The sequence below is a fragment of the Stenotrophomonas sp. CCNWLW57 genome (genome assembly GCF_037203925.1).
Classification (GTDB): domain Bacteria; phylum Pseudomonadota; class Gammaproteobacteria; order Xanthomonadales; family Xanthomonadaceae; genus Stenotrophomonas; species Stenotrophomonas rhizophila_A.
The window spans coordinates 408,007-424,908 of the sequence record NZ_JBBCBJ010000001.1 but is presented as its reverse complement, the minus strand read 5'-3'; the positions used below and the strand labels follow the sequence as shown (position 1 = coordinate 424,908).

At 68.7% G+C, this 16,902-nt stretch carries 12 protein-coding genes; 10 read left to right on the top strand and 2 right to left on the bottom strand.

What is annotated here, in order from left to right:
- Positions 1-4 precede the first annotated feature (4 nt).
- The 6 genes from V9K91_RS01850 (at position 5) to V9K91_RS01825 (ending at position 8,588) form a co-directional block, all read left to right on the top strand.
- The gene (locus V9K91_RS01850; protein ID WP_068854024.1) at positions 5-1,033 is read left to right on the top strand and encodes an SIS domain-containing protein; all 1,029 of its coding nucleotides are present in this window, start codon (positions 5-7) and stop codon (positions 1,031-1,033) included.
- Entirely contained in the window at positions 1,033-2,181 is a 1,149-nt protein-coding gene (nagA, locus tag V9K91_RS01845) for an N-acetylglucosamine-6-phosphate deacetylase (protein WP_093533536.1), read from the top strand. The genes V9K91_RS01850 and nagA overlap by 1 nt, the downstream gene beginning before the upstream one ends.
- Positions 2,178-3,245, top strand: coding sequence for a heparan-alpha-glucosaminide N-acetyltransferase domain-containing protein (locus tag V9K91_RS01840; RefSeq protein ID WP_210131068.1), 1,068 nt, complete (start codon positions 2,178-2,180; stop codon positions 3,243-3,245). Before nagA ends, V9K91_RS01840 begins: the two co-directional genes overlap by 4 nt.
- A 152-nt stretch (positions 3,246-3,397) precedes the next feature.
- The gene (locus V9K91_RS01835; protein WP_336442600.1) at positions 3,398-6,379 is read left to right on the top strand and encodes an autotransporter domain-containing protein; all 2,982 of its coding nucleotides are present in this window, start codon (positions 3,398-3,400) and stop codon (positions 6,377-6,379) included.
- Between the two features lie 69 nt (positions 6,380-6,448).
- Positions 6,449-7,168, top strand: a complete 720-nt coding sequence (locus V9K91_RS01830; RefSeq protein WP_095362954.1) for a helix-turn-helix domain-containing protein — start codon at positions 6,449-6,451, stop codon at positions 7,166-7,168.
- Positions 7,169-7,265: 97 nt separating this feature from the next.
- On the top strand, positions 7,266-8,588 hold the full coding sequence (locus V9K91_RS01825; protein ID WP_210131067.1) for an MFS transporter: 1,323 nt from the start codon (positions 7,266-7,268) through the stop codon (positions 8,586-8,588).
- 166 nt (positions 8,589-8,754) lie between these two features.
- Here V9K91_RS01825 and V9K91_RS01820 read toward each other — a convergent pair whose 3' ends face one another.
- Positions 8,755-9,924: a mandelate racemase/muconate lactonizing enzyme family protein gene (locus tag V9K91_RS01820; protein ID WP_210131066.1), complete on the bottom strand. Its 1,170-nt coding sequence runs from the start codon at positions 9,922-9,924 to the stop codon at positions 8,755-8,757.
- Positions 9,921-10,853 (bottom strand): dihydrodipicolinate synthase family protein, encoded by a 933-nt coding sequence (locus tag V9K91_RS01815; RefSeq protein WP_068854018.1) that lies wholly within the window; start codon positions 10,851-10,853, stop codon positions 9,921-9,923. The genes V9K91_RS01820 and V9K91_RS01815 overlap by 4 nt, the downstream gene beginning before the upstream one ends.
- 245 nt (positions 10,854-11,098) lie before the next feature.
- On the opposite strand from V9K91_RS01815, the gene V9K91_RS01810 reads away from it, so the two are divergent.
- The 4 genes from V9K91_RS01810 to V9K91_RS01795 are packed head-to-tail and all read left to right on the top strand — an operon-like array spanning position 11,099 to position 16,902.
- On the top strand, positions 11,099-13,771 hold the full coding sequence (locus V9K91_RS01810) for a TonB-dependent receptor (RefSeq protein ID WP_336442599.1): 2,673 nt from the start codon (positions 11,099-11,101) through the stop codon (positions 13,769-13,771).
- A 31-nt stretch (positions 13,772-13,802) separates the two neighbouring features.
- Positions 13,803-14,540, top strand: a complete 738-nt coding sequence (locus tag V9K91_RS01805) for an SDR family NAD(P)-dependent oxidoreductase (RefSeq protein WP_210131063.1) — start codon at positions 13,803-13,805, stop codon at positions 14,538-14,540.
- Positions 14,537-15,457, top strand: coding sequence for a 2-dehydro-3-deoxygalactonokinase (locus tag V9K91_RS01800; RefSeq protein ID WP_095362948.1), 921 nt, complete (start codon positions 14,537-14,539; stop codon positions 15,455-15,457). Before V9K91_RS01805 ends, V9K91_RS01800 begins: the two co-directional genes overlap by 4 nt.
- Positions 15,454-16,902 (top strand): 2-dehydro-3-deoxy-6-phosphogalactonate aldolase, encoded by a 1,449-nt coding sequence (locus tag V9K91_RS01795; protein WP_095362947.1) that lies wholly within the window; start codon positions 15,454-15,456, stop codon positions 16,900-16,902. Before V9K91_RS01800 ends, V9K91_RS01795 begins: the two co-directional genes overlap by 4 nt.

Below are 16,902 nucleotides of genomic sequence, written 5' to 3'. Positions count from 1 at the left end.
CCGCATGTCCCTGCCAGCCCCGCACGACACCCTGATGTTCCGCGAAGCCGCCGAAGCGGCCGACGTGATCGCCGCGCAGTTCGCGCGCAACGAAGCGACGGTGCAGACGCTGGCCGCGACCCTGCGCGCGGCGCCGCCGCCGTTCGTGGTGACCTGCGCGCGCGGCAGTTCCGACCACGCCGCCACGTACGCCAAGTACCTGCTGGAAACCAAGCTGGGCCTGGTGACGGCCTCGGCCTCGCCGTCGGTGGGCTCGGTGTACGAATCCCCGCTGCAGCTGCGCGGCGCGCTGTACATCGTCATTTCGCAGTCGGGCAAGAGCCCGGACCTGCTGCGCAACGCCGAGGCCGCGCGCGCGGCCGGTGCGCGCGTGGTGGCACTGGTCAATGTGGAAGATTCGCCGCTGGCGCAGCTGGCCGAAACCGTGATTCCACTGGGCGCGGGCGCCGAACGCAGCGTGGCAGCCACCAAGAGCTACCTCGCCTCGCTGTCGGCGATCCTGCAGCTGGTGGCGTACTGGAGCCAGGATGCCGGGCTGATCGCCTCGCTGCGCACGTTGCCCGACGCACTGCGCCAGGCCTGGAACAGCGACTGGTCCGCCCTGACCGACGGCCTGGTGCCGGCGCACAACCTGTTCGTGGTCGGCCGCGGCCTGGGCTTGGGCGCGGCGCAGGAGGCGGCGCTGAAATTCAAGGAAACCTGCGGCCTGCACGCCGAAGCGTACAGCTCGGCCGAGGTCAAGCACGGGCCGATGGCGCTGGTGGGCCCGGGCTTCCCGGTGCTGGCCTTCGCCCAGCCCGATGAAACCGGCGCAGGCACCCGCGCGGTCGCCGCCGAGTTCGCCGCGCGCGATGCGCAGGTGTGGCTGGCCGCCCCGGACGGCGACCTGCCGCTGCCGCAGGCACCGCACCCGGCCTGCGCGCCGCTGCTCACCGTGCAGGCGTTCTACAAGGCCATCAACGCACTGGCGCTGCGCCGCGGGCACAACCCGGACCTGCCGCCGCACCTGAACAAGGTCACGGAGACCGTCTGATGAAGACCGTCCTGCGCAATGCCCGCATTCTTACCGCTGATGGCTTCCGGGATGATCTCGCGCTGGTGATCGAAGCCGGGCGCATCACCGCGCTGGTGTCCGACGCCGCCCCGCAGCTGGGCAGTGCGGCCGAACAGGTGGATCTGGGCGGTGGTTGGCTGCTGCCCGGGTTCATTGATGCGCAGGTCAACGGTGGCGGTGGCGTGCTGTTCAACAACACGCCCGACGTGGAGAGCCTGCGCACGCTGGCCGCCGCACATCGTCGTTTCGGCACCACTGCGCTGCTGCCGACGCTGATCAGTGACGACGTGCAGGTGATGCGCACGGCGATCGACGCGACCCGCCAGGCGATTGCCGATGGCGTGCCCGGGGTGATCGGCATCCACCTGGAAGGCCCGTACATCGCGCCGGCCCGCAAGGGCACCCATGATGCGAACAAGTTCCGCGTGCCCGATGCCGATGAGATCGCGATGGCAGCCTCGCTCGACAACGGCGTGACCCTGCTGACCCTGGCCCCGGAACGGGTGCCGCTGGACAGCATCCGCGCGCTGGTCGAACGCGGGGTGATCGTCGCCGCCGGGCACACCGCTGCTACGTATGAGGAAGCACGGGCCGGGCTGGAGGCGGGCATCCGCGGCTTCACCCACCTGTACAACGCGATGTCGCCACTGACCGGGCGCGAGCCCGGCGCGGTAGGCGCGGCGCTGGAAGATCGCGGCAGCTGGGTGGGCATCATCGCCGACGGCGTGCACGTACACCCGGCCAGCCTGCGCGTGGCGCTGGCAACCAAGCCACAGGGCAAGGTCATGCTGGTCACCGATGCGATGCCGCCGGTGGGTGCCGACAGCCCCAGCTACGAACTCTATGGCGAAGTGATCACCGCCGTGGATGGCGTGGTGCGCAATGCCGCCGGTTCGCTGGCTGGTTCGGCGCTGGACATGGCCACCGCCGTGCGCAATGCAGTGAACCTGCTGGGCCTGTCGCTGGAGGAGGCCGCGCGGATGGCATCGCGCTACCCGGCGCAGTTCCTCAACGTGGATGATCGCCTCGGCGAGATCGCCGAGGGCTACCAGGCCGACCTGGTGCTGCTCGACGACGCGCTGCAGGTGCGTGCGACCTGGATCGCCGGCGAGCGCGAGGACGCATGAGCACGCCTTCCTCTTCGCGCATGGGCTCGATCGATGCCCTGCGCGGGCTGACCGTGGCTGCGATGCTGCTGGTCAACAACCCCGGCGACTGGAGCCATGTGTACGCACCGCTGCTGCATGCGGACTGGCACGGCTTTACCCCCACGGACCTGATTTTCCCGCTGTTCCTGTTCATTGCCGGGGTGTCGCTGGCCTACAGCCTCGCACCGCGCGCGGCTGATCCCACGTTGCGGCCGGCGCTGGCCCGCACGCTGCTGCAGCGTGCGCTGCGCATCCTGCTTGCCGGTGCGCTGCTGCACGTGCTGGCATGGTGGCTGTTCGAGCTGCCGGCGTACCGGCTGTGGGGCGTGCTGCAGCGCATTGCCGTGTGCGTGGCGGTGGTCGGCCTGCTGGCGGTCCACACCCGCGCGCGCACGCAGTGGGCCGTGCTGGCCGGCCTGCTGCTGGGCTACGCGGCGTTGCTGCTGGGCGCCGATACGCTGGCGCCGTGGCTGAACCCGGTCAGCCGGGTGGACACCGCCCTGTTTGCCCCGTTCCTCTACAAATACGACGCCGTGACCCGGCTGGGCCACGACCCGGAAGGCCTGCTCAGCACGGCCGGCGCTCTCGCCACCACGCTGCTGGGCCTGATCGCCGGCCGCTGGCTGCGAGCGGGCAACGTGGGGGCGCTGGCCGGCCTGGGGCTGGTGCTGCTCGGCGGCGGCCTGCTGCTGGCGCCGGTGCTGCCCTTCAACAAGAACCTCTGGACGCCCAGCTACGTGCTGTGGACCGGCGGCCTGTCGATCGTCGCGCTGCTGCTGGCGCACCTGCTGGTCGACCGCTGGCACTGGCCGGCACTGGGCCGCCGTTTCGGGGTCAACGCGATTGCGGCCTACCTGGGTTCGTCGGTGATGGCGCTGGTGCTGATCGCCAGCGGCGCATGGGCCGCGTATTACACGGCGCTGGCCCGCGCGCTGCCGGGCATGCCCGCATTGGCGTCGCTGCTGTGCGCCGTGGGGTTCGTGCTGTTCTGGTGGGTCGTCGCGTGGGTTCTGGACCGCCGCAGGGTGTACCTGAAAATATGAATGCGCGGGCCGTTTCGGTGAATATCCAGAAACCGCCCAAATTTTACCTCCGCCTCACATCCGGACGGTAAAAGTACCTTCGCCGGCCTGCGTAAGGTTACGGGGGACGCATCGGCAAACCGTAATTCCCTTCTTTGGAAAAGGAACGGTCAATGCGTCCCATGAATGCGACTCCGCCACGTTCCCGTCTGGCGGCAGGCATCGCGCGCAGCCTGCGCGTGGCCTGCGGCGGCCTCCTCCTCGCCACCACCACCGCGCCGGCCTGGGCCGGGTGCGACAGCACCTCACCCACGACCGGACAGACCGTTACCTGCACGGCAGCGGCACCGAGTCCGCAGACCACGCCCATCGCCAGCGTGCCGGGCTCGAGCAATGTCACCGTCAACGTGCAGGCCGGCGCCCAGCTCGGCATCGCCAGTGGTGCCGCGATCGCGTTGAACGGCGGCAGCGGACACCGCATCGACAACAGTGGCAGCATCACCAGCGCCAGTGGCGTGGGCATCCTCACCAACGCGGCGACCACGGTGGTGAACCGCGGCGTCATCAGCGGCAGCACCGCCGGCATCATCTTCGGCGCCGGCGCCGACCGCCTGGACATGCTGGGCGGCAGCATCAGCAGCAGCGTCCTGCAGGGCGCCGGCAACGATGCCATAACCCTCAGTGGCGGCACCGTCGGCAGCATCGACCAAGGCGCCGACGCGGACAGCCTGGAGGTCTCGGGCGGCACCGTGTCCGGCACCGTGCAGCAGGGCTCGGGCATCGATACCTTCCTGATGACCGGCGGCAGCATCGGCGCGCTGCTGCAGGGCGATGGACTGGACCGTTTCCGCATGACCGACGGGCGCATCGTCGGCGCGTTCGATGATGGCGATTACGGCGAAATGACCGGCGGCCGCATCGGCCGGGTCAACATGAAGCTGGAAGACAACACCTTCCTGATGTCCGGTGGCACCATAGACGGCAACCTGGTTACCGGCTTCGGCAACGACACGATCGTGCTCTCCGATGGATACATCGGCGGCAACATCAGCGTCAGCGGCGGCAACGATTCGGTCACCATCACCGGCGGCACCGTGCGCGGCGAGATCCGCCTCAGCTTCGGCGACGACCGCTTCGACTGGCGTGGTGGCGGGGTGGTGCACGGCCTGGTCGATTTCGGGGAAGGCAACGACACCGCCACGCTGGCCGACCTCAACGTCTCCTACCTTGGCGCGCTGCCGGGCTTCGACGGCGGCCTGGGCACTGACACGCTCAACATGGACAACGTCAAGACCGATGGCGTGGCCCGCTTCACCGGCTGGGAATCGATGGCGCTGGCCAATGACAGCCAGCTGACCTTCGACGGCGACCTGCGCCTGGGCGATACCGGAAGCGGTACCGGCGCGCTCGACGTGGACGCGACCAGTACGCTGTTCGGCGGGGGCGTCAACGCCAGCATTGTCGCCTTCAACGCAGCACAGCCGGTCAACGTCACCAATGCCGGCCGCATCGACCTGACCAACGGCGGTGGCGGCGCCGGCGATGCGTTCACCATCGCCGGTAATTACACCGGCAATGGCGGTGCGCTGTACCTGGACACCGTGCTGGGTGCCGACGATGCCGCATCGGACCGGCTGGTGATCTCCAATGGCGTGGCCAGCGGGACCACGGGGGTGGGCATCCTCAACGCGGGCGGTGCCGGTGCCGAAACCGTAGCCGACGGCATCCTTGTGGTGCAGGCGATCAACGGTGCCAGCACCAGCCCGGGCGCGTTCGCGCTGTATGCACCGGTTGCCGCCGGTGCGTACGAGTATTTCCTGTTCAAGGGTGGCGTCAGCGCAGGGAGCAGCGAGAACTGGTATCTGCGTTCGACCGTAGTCAACGGTGTGGTCGCCGCGCCGGCCCCACCGCCCATCGGTCTGGGCTCGGTGACACCTGAGCCACCGCCGCCGGAGGCGTTGGGGACGCCGCCGCCTGCGCTGCCGCCGCCCCCCTCACCGGACGTCCCCGAAAACCCGGACCCGGTGGCCGCCGAGCCCGCGCCGCCGCCGGAGCCGGCCCCGCCACCGCCGGCCGCGCCGCCGCAGGACGACGTGCCGCCGCCGGTGCCGACCGAAGTGGCCGCCGTTCCCGGGCCATTGGCAGCGCCGCCCACGCCTGACGCACGCCCGTCGGAAGAGGCCATCGTGCCGTTGTACCGGCTGGAAACCGGCCTCTACTCGGTGGTGCCGCCACTGCTGCGCGAAACCAGCCTGGCCAGCCTGGGTACCTTCCACGAGCGCCAGGGTGAGCAGCGCATCCTCGCCGGCCAGGGCGGCGTGCGGGCCGCGTGGGCGCGCCTGGTCGGGCAGAGCCACGAGCAGTACTGGGAGGGCAATGCCCAGCCCGGATTCGATGGCGACATGCAGGGGGTGCAGGCGGGTCTGGATCTGTATGCGAACGCAGGCGATGCGCACCGCGACCAGTTCGGTGTGTTCGTCGGCCGTACCCGCGCGCAGGGCAACGTCAACGGCTTTGCAATCGGCTGGGAAAATGTCGCGGTAGGCCGCACCCGCCTGGACGACAAGCACGTGGGCCTGTACTGGACACGCGCCGGCAGCGCCGGCGGCTACCTCGACGTGGTGGTGATGCAGAGCCGCTACGACGGCGAGGCGACCTCCGCACGCGGCATCGGCATCGACGTGGACGGCGATGGCACCACCGCATCGGTGGAAGTGGGCAAGCCGCTGCTGCGCTTCGGCCAGTCGGCCTGGTGGCTGGAGCCGCAACTGCAGGTGATCTGGCAGCGCACCTCGGTGGACGATGCCGCCGACCGCATCGCGCAGCTTCGCTTCAACGCCGACAACGCCTGGACCGGGCGCGCCGGCGTACGTCTGGCCGCGGACTACGAGATCGCCGGCAACGGCTGGCAACCGTACTTCAAGCTCAACTACTGGCAGACGCTCGATGGGGAAGACCGCATCGACTTCGATACCAACCGCATCATCAACCAGCAGGATTCACGTGCGCTGGAGGTCGGCTTCGGCGTGGTGGCGCGCTTCAACGCCAACGTCAGCGCGTTCGCGGTCGCCGACTACACCCGCGACCTGGAAAGCAGCCGGCAGAAGGAGCGCAAGGTGATCGAGGGCAACATCGGGCTGCGTTTCGACTTCTAGCGGAAGGCAGGCCCGCTGCCGGTGTTGCTATTGGTGGCATTACCGGTAGCGGCAAAGTACGCTTTGCCGATGCGAACCAAGCCCAATGCCCAGCCCAACCAGAGCCTGATCGACGGGATTGCGACCCTTCAGGCGCTGGCGTCCTCGCCCGAGCCGGTGGGCTGCCGCGAACTGGCCCGGCAGCTGGATGCCAACCCGACCCGGGTCAACCGCCTGCTCAAGACGCTGGCCTACCTGGGCATTGCGCGGCAGACCGCCGACCGCAAATACACCGCCGGCCCGGGCATGCACGTGCTGGCCGCGCAGAGCCTGTTCGCCTCCGGGTTGATCCGCCGCGCGCTGCCCGTGCTCGAGCACCTGCGCCGTTTTGGTCATACCGTGGCGCTGGGCGTGCTGTGGAACGACAGCGTCAGCTACCTGTTCCATGCGCCGCCGGGAATCGAGGCTGCGCGGGGCCTGGGCCGCATCGGTCTGCTGCCCGCGACCACCAGCGGCATCGGCATCGCGCTGCTGGCCCAGCTGTCGGACGACGAGGTGCGCGAGCTGTACGCCGACCGCCCCATCCCGATGTTCCCGGAGGGCATCGATCAGCTGCTGGCCACGCTGGAACGGACAAGGCTGCAGGGGCATGCACGCGTGCACGTGGCCGACGAACGCGACCACCACATCGTAGCCATCGCGATGGGCGATCCGGTGCATGCCGGCATCGCGATGTCCGGCTGGATCCCTGAATCGGCCACCGAAGAACTGGTGGCGGCACTGCGCGCGGCGGCCGCCGAGATCGGCTGAGGGCTTTGCCGCAGTGCGGTTTGACATGTTGCTACAATAGCAATACGTTGCAGCCTTCCGAAGGGGAGGCATCGGCGATGTCCAAGCGTGCGGGCGCGTGACCGGCGGCAGGAACACCAAGTGGGTGCTGCTGGCCCTGCTGTTCTTTTCCACGGTGATCAATTACCTGGACCGGCAGGCGCTGTCGATCCTGGCGACCACCATCCAGGCCGACCTGGGCATGAGCGACCTGGAATATGCCCGTGTGGTGCAGGTGTTCCTGTTCGCCTACGCAGCGGCCTACGTGATGGCCGGGCGGGTTACCGACTGGCTGGGTGCGCGCGTGGCGCTGCTGCTGTTCGTGGGCTGGTGGTCGTTGGCCAACATCGCCACCGGCTTCGTGCGCAGCGCGTTCGAGCTGGGCGCGGCGCGTTTCGCGCTGGGGCTGGGTGAGCCGGGCAACTACACCGTGGGCACCAAGGTGGTGTCCGAGCAGTTTCCGGCGCCGCAGCGTGGCCTGGCGCTCGGCCTGTACACCGCCGGCGCGATGATCGGCGCGACGCTGGCGCCGCCGTTGATCGGTGGCATTGCATTGACCTACGGCTGGCGCAGCGCGTTCTGGATCACCGGCGTGGCCGGGCTGCTGTGGATGATTGCGTGGTACCTGGTCTACCCCCGTCCGGCGCGTCAGACAGCCACGGCGGTGACTGCGGCCGCAACGGCCGAGGCGGTCGCCACGCCGGCGCTGGACACGCCCGCGGCACCCGCACCGGCGGTGTCGATGAAAGGGGTCTGGGGCCGGCTGGCGCGCGACCGCACGGTGTGGGCGCTGGTCGCCTCGCGCGCGGTGGCCGATCCGGTCTGGTACTTCTACCTGTTCTGGTTCCCCAAATACCTGGGCGATGCGCGCGGCATGAGCCTGGCCGCGATCGCCTCGCTGGCGTGGATCGTCTACGTTGCTGCGGATATCGGCAGCGTGGGCGGTGGCCTGATTTCAGGGCGGCTGGTCAAGCGCGGCATGAGCCCGGTGCGGGCCCGCCTGGCCACCATGATCGGTGCAGCGTGCCTGGCGCCGGTTGGCATGCTGGTGGCGCTGCATCCGCCGATTCCGCTGCTGCTCGCGCTGGCGTGCGTGGTGACGTTCGCGCACCTGACCTACCAGATCAACCTCACCGCGATGACGGTGGACCTGTTCCCGTCGCGCTACATCGCCTCGGTGGCGGGGCTGGTGGGCTGCGGCAGTGCACTCGGCGGCATGGTCTCGGCGCAGGTGGTGGGCCACCTGGTCGCCGACGGCAACTTCGACCGCGCATTCGTGCTGATGGCGTTCCTGCATCCGATCGCGGTACTACTGGCCTGGACCGCGTTGAGAAAAGCCAAGCGTTCGCGAATGACGCTGGTTGGCCCGGACGCCGAGGCGGTGGCGGCGGCCCGAGGGTAGGGTCGGTTCCCGAACGACTGCCGACACTGGTCATCGGCACGACGAACGCATGACCTCGGCCGAAGCCGGCTTCGACGGAGGTCATGCCATCATCGGACGTTGCATAATCCATCGGCGGTCGATTGGGATGCGACCGCGTGGGGCCGGAGATTATCCAGCCCCGCGCTCAGGGCACGAATTCTGCGTGTTCCCAGAAACGCGCATTGGGCTGTGCACCCAGGCCGTGACCAGAGGGCAGCGTGTAACCCTCGCGCTGGTACGCCATGTCGGTGTCGAGCATCTCCACCGACCGCGAGAAGATCGAGTGCTGCCACTCGTGGCGCCAAAGACCCTCGATGACCGCTGATGCATGCAGGCTGGCGGCCATGAAGATGCCGCCGCCAATGGTGGCGTGCGGCGCGACCTGCACCCCGTGCGCTGCCGCCAGGCGTGCGATGCGCAGGAACTGGGTGATCCCGGTGTGGCCCATCTCTGGCTGCACATAGGCGAGCGTTCCACCGGCCAATCGCAACCGTGCGACATGGTCGGTGGGCCACTCTTCGCCGGCCGCCACGGGAATGGGGCTGTCGCCACCCAGCGCGATCAGCCCCGCAACATCCTCGGGCTTGAGCGGTGCTTCGATGAAGGTCAGCTGCGCCGGCAGCAGTTGCTCTGCCAGCGCTAATGCCTGCGCGTGATCGAACTTCCAGTGCAGGTCCACCATCAGGTGCACCGCATCGCCCAGCTCGCTGCGCAGCGCCTGCATTTCTTCGACGATGCCGTCATGGCTGACCACGGCATGCACCTTGAAGGCATCGTGGCCCTGCGCCGCAAACGCGCGCGCCATCGCCACCTTCTCCGCGACGGTTGCCGCCGGCAATCCCGATACATAGCCTGCAATGGTGTCGCGCCGCCGCTCACCCAGCAGCGCCCACAGCGGCTGTCCGGCCGCACGCGCGCGCAGGTCCCACAGGGCGATGTCCAGCGCCGCCAGTGCATCGGTGTGGAACCCGCTGCCGCAGCCACGCACGCGCATCAGGCCGTACAGGTCGTCCCAGATCTGCTCCACGTCTTCCGGCTCGCGCCCGATCAGTTCCGGCGCAAGCAGGTCGTTGATGATCTCGCAGGTCGCGCGCGGTGCGCAGATGCCATAGGTTTCGCCCCAGCCCACCGCACCATCGGCGGTGGTGACGCGCACCAGCACCGAGCGGTCCACGGTGGGGTAGAGCGTGCCGTTGCCTTTGCGCACCAGGTAGCCGCGCGCGTTGACCCGTTCGCCCGGCCCCAGCGGCCCCAGGTAGGGCGTGGTGCGCGGAACGGTGAGGATGAACGTTTCAACCTGTGTGACCTGGCTCACGCGTGGCTTCTCCGTGCCTGCCCGGGGACGGTATCCAACGGCAGCAGGTCGCTGATGCGATCCAGCAGGATATCCAGTTCGCGCGCATCGAACCGGTCCAGCGCCGGACCGGGCGCGCGCACATGGTCGCTGCCGATCAGGCCGCGGCGCAGCAGGATGGCCTTGGTGAGCCGCCAGCGGAACACCGCCTGCATGCTCAGCAGCGGCAGGGTGCGCTCGAACAGTGTGCGTGCACGCTCCTGGTCGCCCGTCGCCCAGGCTGCCAGCATCGCCACATGCACCTCGGTGATTTCGCAGGCCGGCATCGTGCCGACCGCCCCGCGCGTGAGTTCGTCCAGCACGTAGCGGGCGCCGGCACCGCCGAACACCGCGCGCACGCTGCTGCCGGCGCGCTCGGACAGCGCGGTGATGCGGTGCCCCGAAGGCATCGTTTCTTCCTTGACATATTCAATGGCCGGGACGCGCGCGGTCAGCGCCACGACCTCTTCCACGCCCAGCCCAACGCCCATCGGCGCCGGAGCGTTCTGCAGCATGACCGCCACGCCCGACTCGCTGGCCAAGCGGCTGAAGAACGCAGCCATGCCCTCGGCATCACCGGCCAGCGCGTGCGGGGTCAGCACCATCGCCGCGCTCGCCCCGGCCTGGCCGCCGGCCTGGGCCAGCCGCACCGCGTCCTCCAGCGTGCGCGCGCTGGCGCCGACGATGAACGGCACGCGGCCGCGGTTCCAGCGGCCGATGCAGGCCGTCAGGTGCAGGCGCTCATCCAGCGTGAGCATGTCGTATTCGCTGGCCAGGCCCGGAAACACCACCCCGGCCGCGCCGGCGGCCAGGATGTACTCGAACACGGCTTCGGTCCCGGCCTCATCGAGCGCGCCGTGCGCGTCGAAGATGCTGGGAAGGATCGGGAAGACACCTTGCAGAACGGCCATTGCGCCGGGTCCTTGTTGAAATGCGTGTGCCATGGATAGCAACACTATGGAAGGGAAGTGGCCGCAGACGCTACAGACGGGTCTTGATTCTTCGCTGCATTGCAGCGTGCGCGGCCAAATCATATTGCTATATTAGCTACACGCTGCCAAGTCGCAGCGCAGCAGCAACGACGAAAAAGCGCTGGATCCAGCTGGGCAGGTCGGGGGCCTGCAGCGGGATCCCTACCTTGGGAGAGGGCCGATACATGCTTCGTTTTCGACGTTCCACCTTGTTCACCGCCTTGGGCACCTGCCTGCTGGCGCCGATGCTGGCCGCCGCACAGGATGCTCCGCCTGCCACCACCACCACCGCCGGCAACCAGCAGGCGCAGACACTCGACGCCGTGAGCGTCGTCGGCATCCGCGGCAGCCTCGAAGCCTCGCGCGACCTCAAACGCGATTCGCCGCAGATCGTCGATGCGATCGTGGCCGATGACATCGGCAAGCTGCCCGACACCAACGTCGCCGAATCGCTGGGCCGGGTGGCCGGCGTGCAGCTCGAGCGCGGCATGGGCGAGGGCAGCGACATCCTGGTGCGCGGCCTGAAAGAGAACGTGCTGCTGTACAACGGCCGCCAGATCGTCGATGCCACCGGGCGCGGCGGCAACGGCCTGGACCAGCTGGCCACCTCCACCTACGGCCTGCTCTCACTGGTGCCCTCCGAGCTGATCTCGCGGCTGGAAGTGACCAAGCTCGCCGGCGCCGACCAGATTTCCGGTGGGCTTGGCGGCATCGTCGACATCCACACCCGGCAGCCGCTGTCGGGCGACAGCGACCAGAACGTGGTCAGCCTGGCCGGCACCTATGACGACATGGCCGATTCCTGGGGCCACAACGCCTTCGGGCTGATCTCGCGGCGCAACGAGGACCGCACCTTCGGTGCGCTGCTGTCAGCCACGTACGGCCGCCGCAACGTGGTGCAGCAGGGCCTGGACACCTTCTCCGGGTATGCCCGCTTCAACGACCCGACCGATCCCACCCGCACGCGCTTCGGCAGTACCGACATGCGCGCGCAGAACATCGACGATGACCGCACCAAGGTGGGCCTCAGCGCGGTACTGCAGTGGCGCCCGGCCGATGGCGTGGAGCTGTCCTGGGATACCTTCTATTCCCGGCAGAAGGCCGAGCGCGACCGCTACTGGATCGCCTTCAATCCCTCCGCCGGCCTGAGCAACGCGGTCTACTCCGACCACGACATCCTGCTGGCCGGCCGATCCACCGGCACCGTGCTGCTCAACACCGAAGTGGCCGACATCGATTCGGACACCCTGTCCAGCGCGCTGCGTGCCAGCTTCCAGGTCGGCGAACGCGTAACCGGTTCGGCCGAACTGGACTGGGGCCGTTCCACCGCCAGCTACAACCAGCGCTACATGCGGCTGGCGCCGATGGCCGGGCTGACCTCGGTCACCGACTTCGACCTGCGCAGCGGCAGCTTCGGCAGCTTCAACGTCAGCGGCGTCAACGTGGTCGATCCGGCGCAGTGGCGCATGACCATCCTGTTCGACAACGACTGGCGCGCACAGACCGACTCGCGCGCGCTGCGCACCGACTGGAGCCTGGCCTTCGACAACGGCCCGCTGCGTTCGCTGGACGTTGGCGCGCGCTTCAGCCGGCTGGAAAGCCTGCAGGACCCCCGCCGCGCCGACATCCGCCCGGCCGGCGGCATTCCGGTGACGCAGATGGATCCCTACATCCGCGTGTACAGCAACAGCGACTTCCTGCCGGGCGAATTCGCCGGCCTGCCGCGCGATTACCTGGGGGCGTTCCGCGGCACCTTCGGCGGCTGCGGCAGCTTCACCACGCTGCCGCAGATCTCGCAGAACCCGCAGTGCCTGGATCCAGCCAACACCGCGCTGGCCTATTCGGCCACCTTCAGCGTGGATGAAGACTTCCTCGAGGCCTACGCCAAGCTCAACTGGGACACCGAGGTGGGCGGCATGGCGCTGGGCGGCAACGTCGGCCTGCGCTTCGTGGGTCGTGACCTGACCTCGCGCGGCAACCTGATCAGCGGCACCGGGGCGCTGACCCCGTCCAACTTCGAGCGCGACGACCGCAACGTGCTGCCTTCGGCGGTGGCCAAGCTGCAGATCAGCGACAGCCTGGTACTGCGCGGCGGTGCGGCCAAGGTGGTCGCCTTCCCCAATACCGAAGACCTCAACAATGGCGTGACCCTCAACAACAACGCCGTGTTCGATGCCAACGGGGTGCAGACCTCGCCGGGCACCGGCAGCGGCGGCGCACCGGACCTGGATCCGTTCAAGGCCACCCAGTACGACCTGTCGCTGGAGTGGTACTACGGCGGCCAGGGCCTGCTCTCGGCCGGCCTGTTCTACAAGGACGTGTCCACCTTCATCGTGCAGCGCCAGAGCGCGGAAACCTACAGCAACGTCAACTTCCTGGTGCTGCGCAAGATCAACGGCGACAAGGCCAAGGTGAAGGGCGCGGAGCTGTTGGCGCAGGTGCCCTTCAGCGGCATGTTCGATGGCTTCGGCGTGGTGGCCACCTACACCTGGATCGACTCGGAAACCCCGATCACCGACATCAACGGCAACGCCATGACGTTCCCGGGCCTGTCCAAGAACAACGCCAACCTGATCGGCTACTACGAGAACGGCCCGTTCGGCATCCGCCTGGCCTACAACTGGCGTGACGAATACCTGGTGGGCCTGTCGGCAGCGTCCACGGGCATCTACAACGATACCTACAAGGACCTGTCGGCATCGATGAGCTACGATTTCAGCGAGCGCCTGTCGCTGAAGCTGGAAGGCAACAACCTGCTCGACAGCGAACAGCGCACCTTCGACGGCTATGCCGAAGGCCTGCGTACCAACGTGGTGTTCGGCCGGTCCTACAAGGCCAGCCTGACCTACCGGTTCTGAGCATGGTTCCTCTGGAAAGGAAGGGCAGAGCATGAGCGAGGCGGGAATGCAGGGGCGCACGGTGCTGGTGACCGGTGCGGCCAGCGGGATCGGCGCGGCAGTGGTCACGCGGCTGCGCGCCGATGGCGCCCGGGTGGCGGCGCTGGACCAGGGCGTATCGAGCGGGGCCGATGCCACGGCGGTGGCCGACCTGCGCTCGCCGGACGCGGTCAGTGCTGCCATTGCCGACCTGCGCGCTGCGCTAGGGCCCTTTGATGCGCTGGTGCACTGCGCCGGCATCTGTCCGCCGGGCAGTACGCTCGACAGCACCGACGACCTTTGGCTGGACGTGTACTCGGTCAACGTGCTCGGTGCGCTGCGGGTGATGCGCGAGCTGGTGCCGGACATGCGCGGGCGGGGTGGCAGCATCGTGCTGGTGTCGTCGATCAACGCGCGTTTCGCCACGCCGGGGCTGGCGGCCTATGCCGCGTCCAAGGCCGCGCTGGAGGAAATGGCGCGCACCGCCGCGCTGGAGTTGGCCCCGGACAACATCCGGGTCAACACCATCGCACCGGCATCGGTGGATACGCCGATGCTGCAGGCCTCGTTCGCGCGCGCAGCCGACCCCGCCGCCGCACGGCGCAGCAACGAGCAACGACATCCGCTGGGACGCCTGGGTACGCCTGCAGACGCTGCCGAGCTCGCCCTGTTCCTGGCCTCGCCGCGCAGTGGCTGGATTACCGGTTCGGTGTTTGCGCTGGATGGTGGTGCAGGGGTGACCCGGCGATGAGTGGGCAGGACACGAACTACATCATCGGCATCAACTGGGGCAGCACCAACTTCCGCGCTTACCGGATCGAAGCCGACGGCACGGTCAGCGCGACGATCGAACAGCCGCGCGGCATTGCCGGGCTGGAGCGGTCGCAGATGCAGGCGCTGCTGGAGGACGTGGCAACCGCGTGGCCGCATGCCTCGCGGATCTATGCCAGCGGCATGATCGGCTCGAACATCGGCTGGAGTGATGCGGGATACGTGGAATGCCCGGCATCCCCGCACGCCATCGCCGGGCACCTGCATGAGGTGCGGATCGGTACGCATGGGGTGGCCATCGTTCCGGGGCTGGCCTGCCGGCGCGGCGACGGCGCGCCGGACATCATGCGCGGGGAGGAAACCGAGCTGCTGGGGATGGTCGCGCTCGGCACGATTCCCGCCACTGGACTGGTGGCCTTGCCCGGCACCCACAGCAAATGGGTGCGGCTGGAACAGGGTGTGGTGGTGGAGTTCATGACCGCGATGTCGGGCGAGATCTTCGACCGGCTCACCGCAGCCGGATTGCTGGCGTCGGTTGTTGACGGTCCGGCCGAAGACGGCGAGGCGTTCATCGACGGCGTGCGGACCGCGCAGGGCGGTGCAGGATTGGCCACCCTGCTGTTCGGCGCGCGGGCGCGGGTGATCCGCAGCGACCTCGCCCGGCGCGAGGGAGCTTCCTACCTGCGCGGCCTGCTGATCGGCGCGGAGCTTGCCGATGTCCGCCGTTATTGGCCAGACGCATTGAACGAGGTGCCGCTGATCGGCGCCGCGCCGGTGTGCGCGCTGTATGCGCGCGCACTGCAGGAGCTGGGGGGCTCCGGCAGTGCGATTGCCTCACAGCAGGCATCAACGCGCGGTTTCCTGGCGTTGCACCAGGCAGCGGGAGCGGTGGCATGAGTGCGCATGATGCAGCGTTCGACCGTGCACTGACCGAGACCGGCCTGATCGCGATCCTGCGCGGGCTGAGCGGCGACGACGCGATTGCCGTGGTGGAGGCGCTGTACGCCGCTGGCGTGCGGTTGGCGGAGGTGCCGCTCAATTCGCCGGACCCGTTCACCACCATCGCCGCGCTGGTTGCGCATTTTGAAGGGCGCATGCTGATCGGTGCCGGCACGGTGGTGAACACCGATGCCGTCGAGCAGCTCGCCTCCATCGGCTGCGTATTCTGCGTGTCGCCCAATACCGATCCGGCGGTGATCGCTGCCGCGGTGGCGAAGGGCATGATCCCTTTGCCGGGGTTCGTCACCGCGACCGAAGCGTTCGCCGCCATCGCCGCCGGCGCCCGCCATCTCAAGGCGTTCCCGGCCCATGGCGCGCGACCGCAGTTGTCGGCGTTGTCGGCGGTGTTGCCAGCCGGCGTGACCCTGATCGCCGTGGGTGGCGCAAGCGTGGGCGACATCGGTGCATACCGCGAAGCAGGCGTTCGCGCCTTCGGTGTCGGCACCGATCTGTACCGTCCTGGCCGCGCCGCCGATGACGTTGGCCAGCGCGCTGCGGCTTGGATCCAGGCCTTGCAGGCGCCCGCCGCACCGGTGGCCACGCTGGTGCATGCCGCGCAGGCGATGGTGGGCGAGTCGCCCCTCTTCGATGCGGGCGGCACCTTGTGCTGGGTCGACCCGACCGTGCCGTGCCTGCTGCGGTGGGATGGAGCGGCGTGCACGCGCGTGGCGTTGACCGAACCGGTATGGGCGTTGGGGCAGGTGGGGTCCGGGCTGGTCGGCAATGGAGAGACGCACTTCCTGCGGCTGGTGGCGGACGGAAGCATCACCGCCGGCCCGGAGATCGATGTTGGTGCGGGGTGCCGGCTCAACGATATGGTGGTGGACAGCCTGGGCGGGCTGTGGGGCGGTTCCATGCATCGCGGCCTGTTGTCCGGCCGGGGCGCGCTGTTCCATGCAGGCAGTGTCGAGTTGCCCGCGCATCGCGTGGCGGAGGGGCTGGGCGTGGCCAACGGCATGGCCTTCTCCGCAGACGAAAGCACGCTGTTCGTGATTGATACGCTGGCGCGCACGCTGCTGGCCTATGCGGCCGATATCCACGCCGGCACCCTGGGTGAACCGCGCGTGGTGACCGACTTCCTCGGCGTGCCCGGCAAACCCGACGGCATGACGATGGGGCCCGATGGTCATCTATGGGTGGCGATGTGGGGCGGGCATGCGGTAGTGGAACTCGCACCCAACGGCGCGGTCCTGCGCTCGATCCCGGTACCGGCCGCGCACGTGGGCAGCCTGGCATTCGGCGACGACGGACGCCTCTTCATCACCACCGCGCGGGCGCGCCTGTCCGACGCAGACCTCGCCCGCTCACCCGGAGCAGGCGGCCTGTTCGTGGTGCATCCGTAG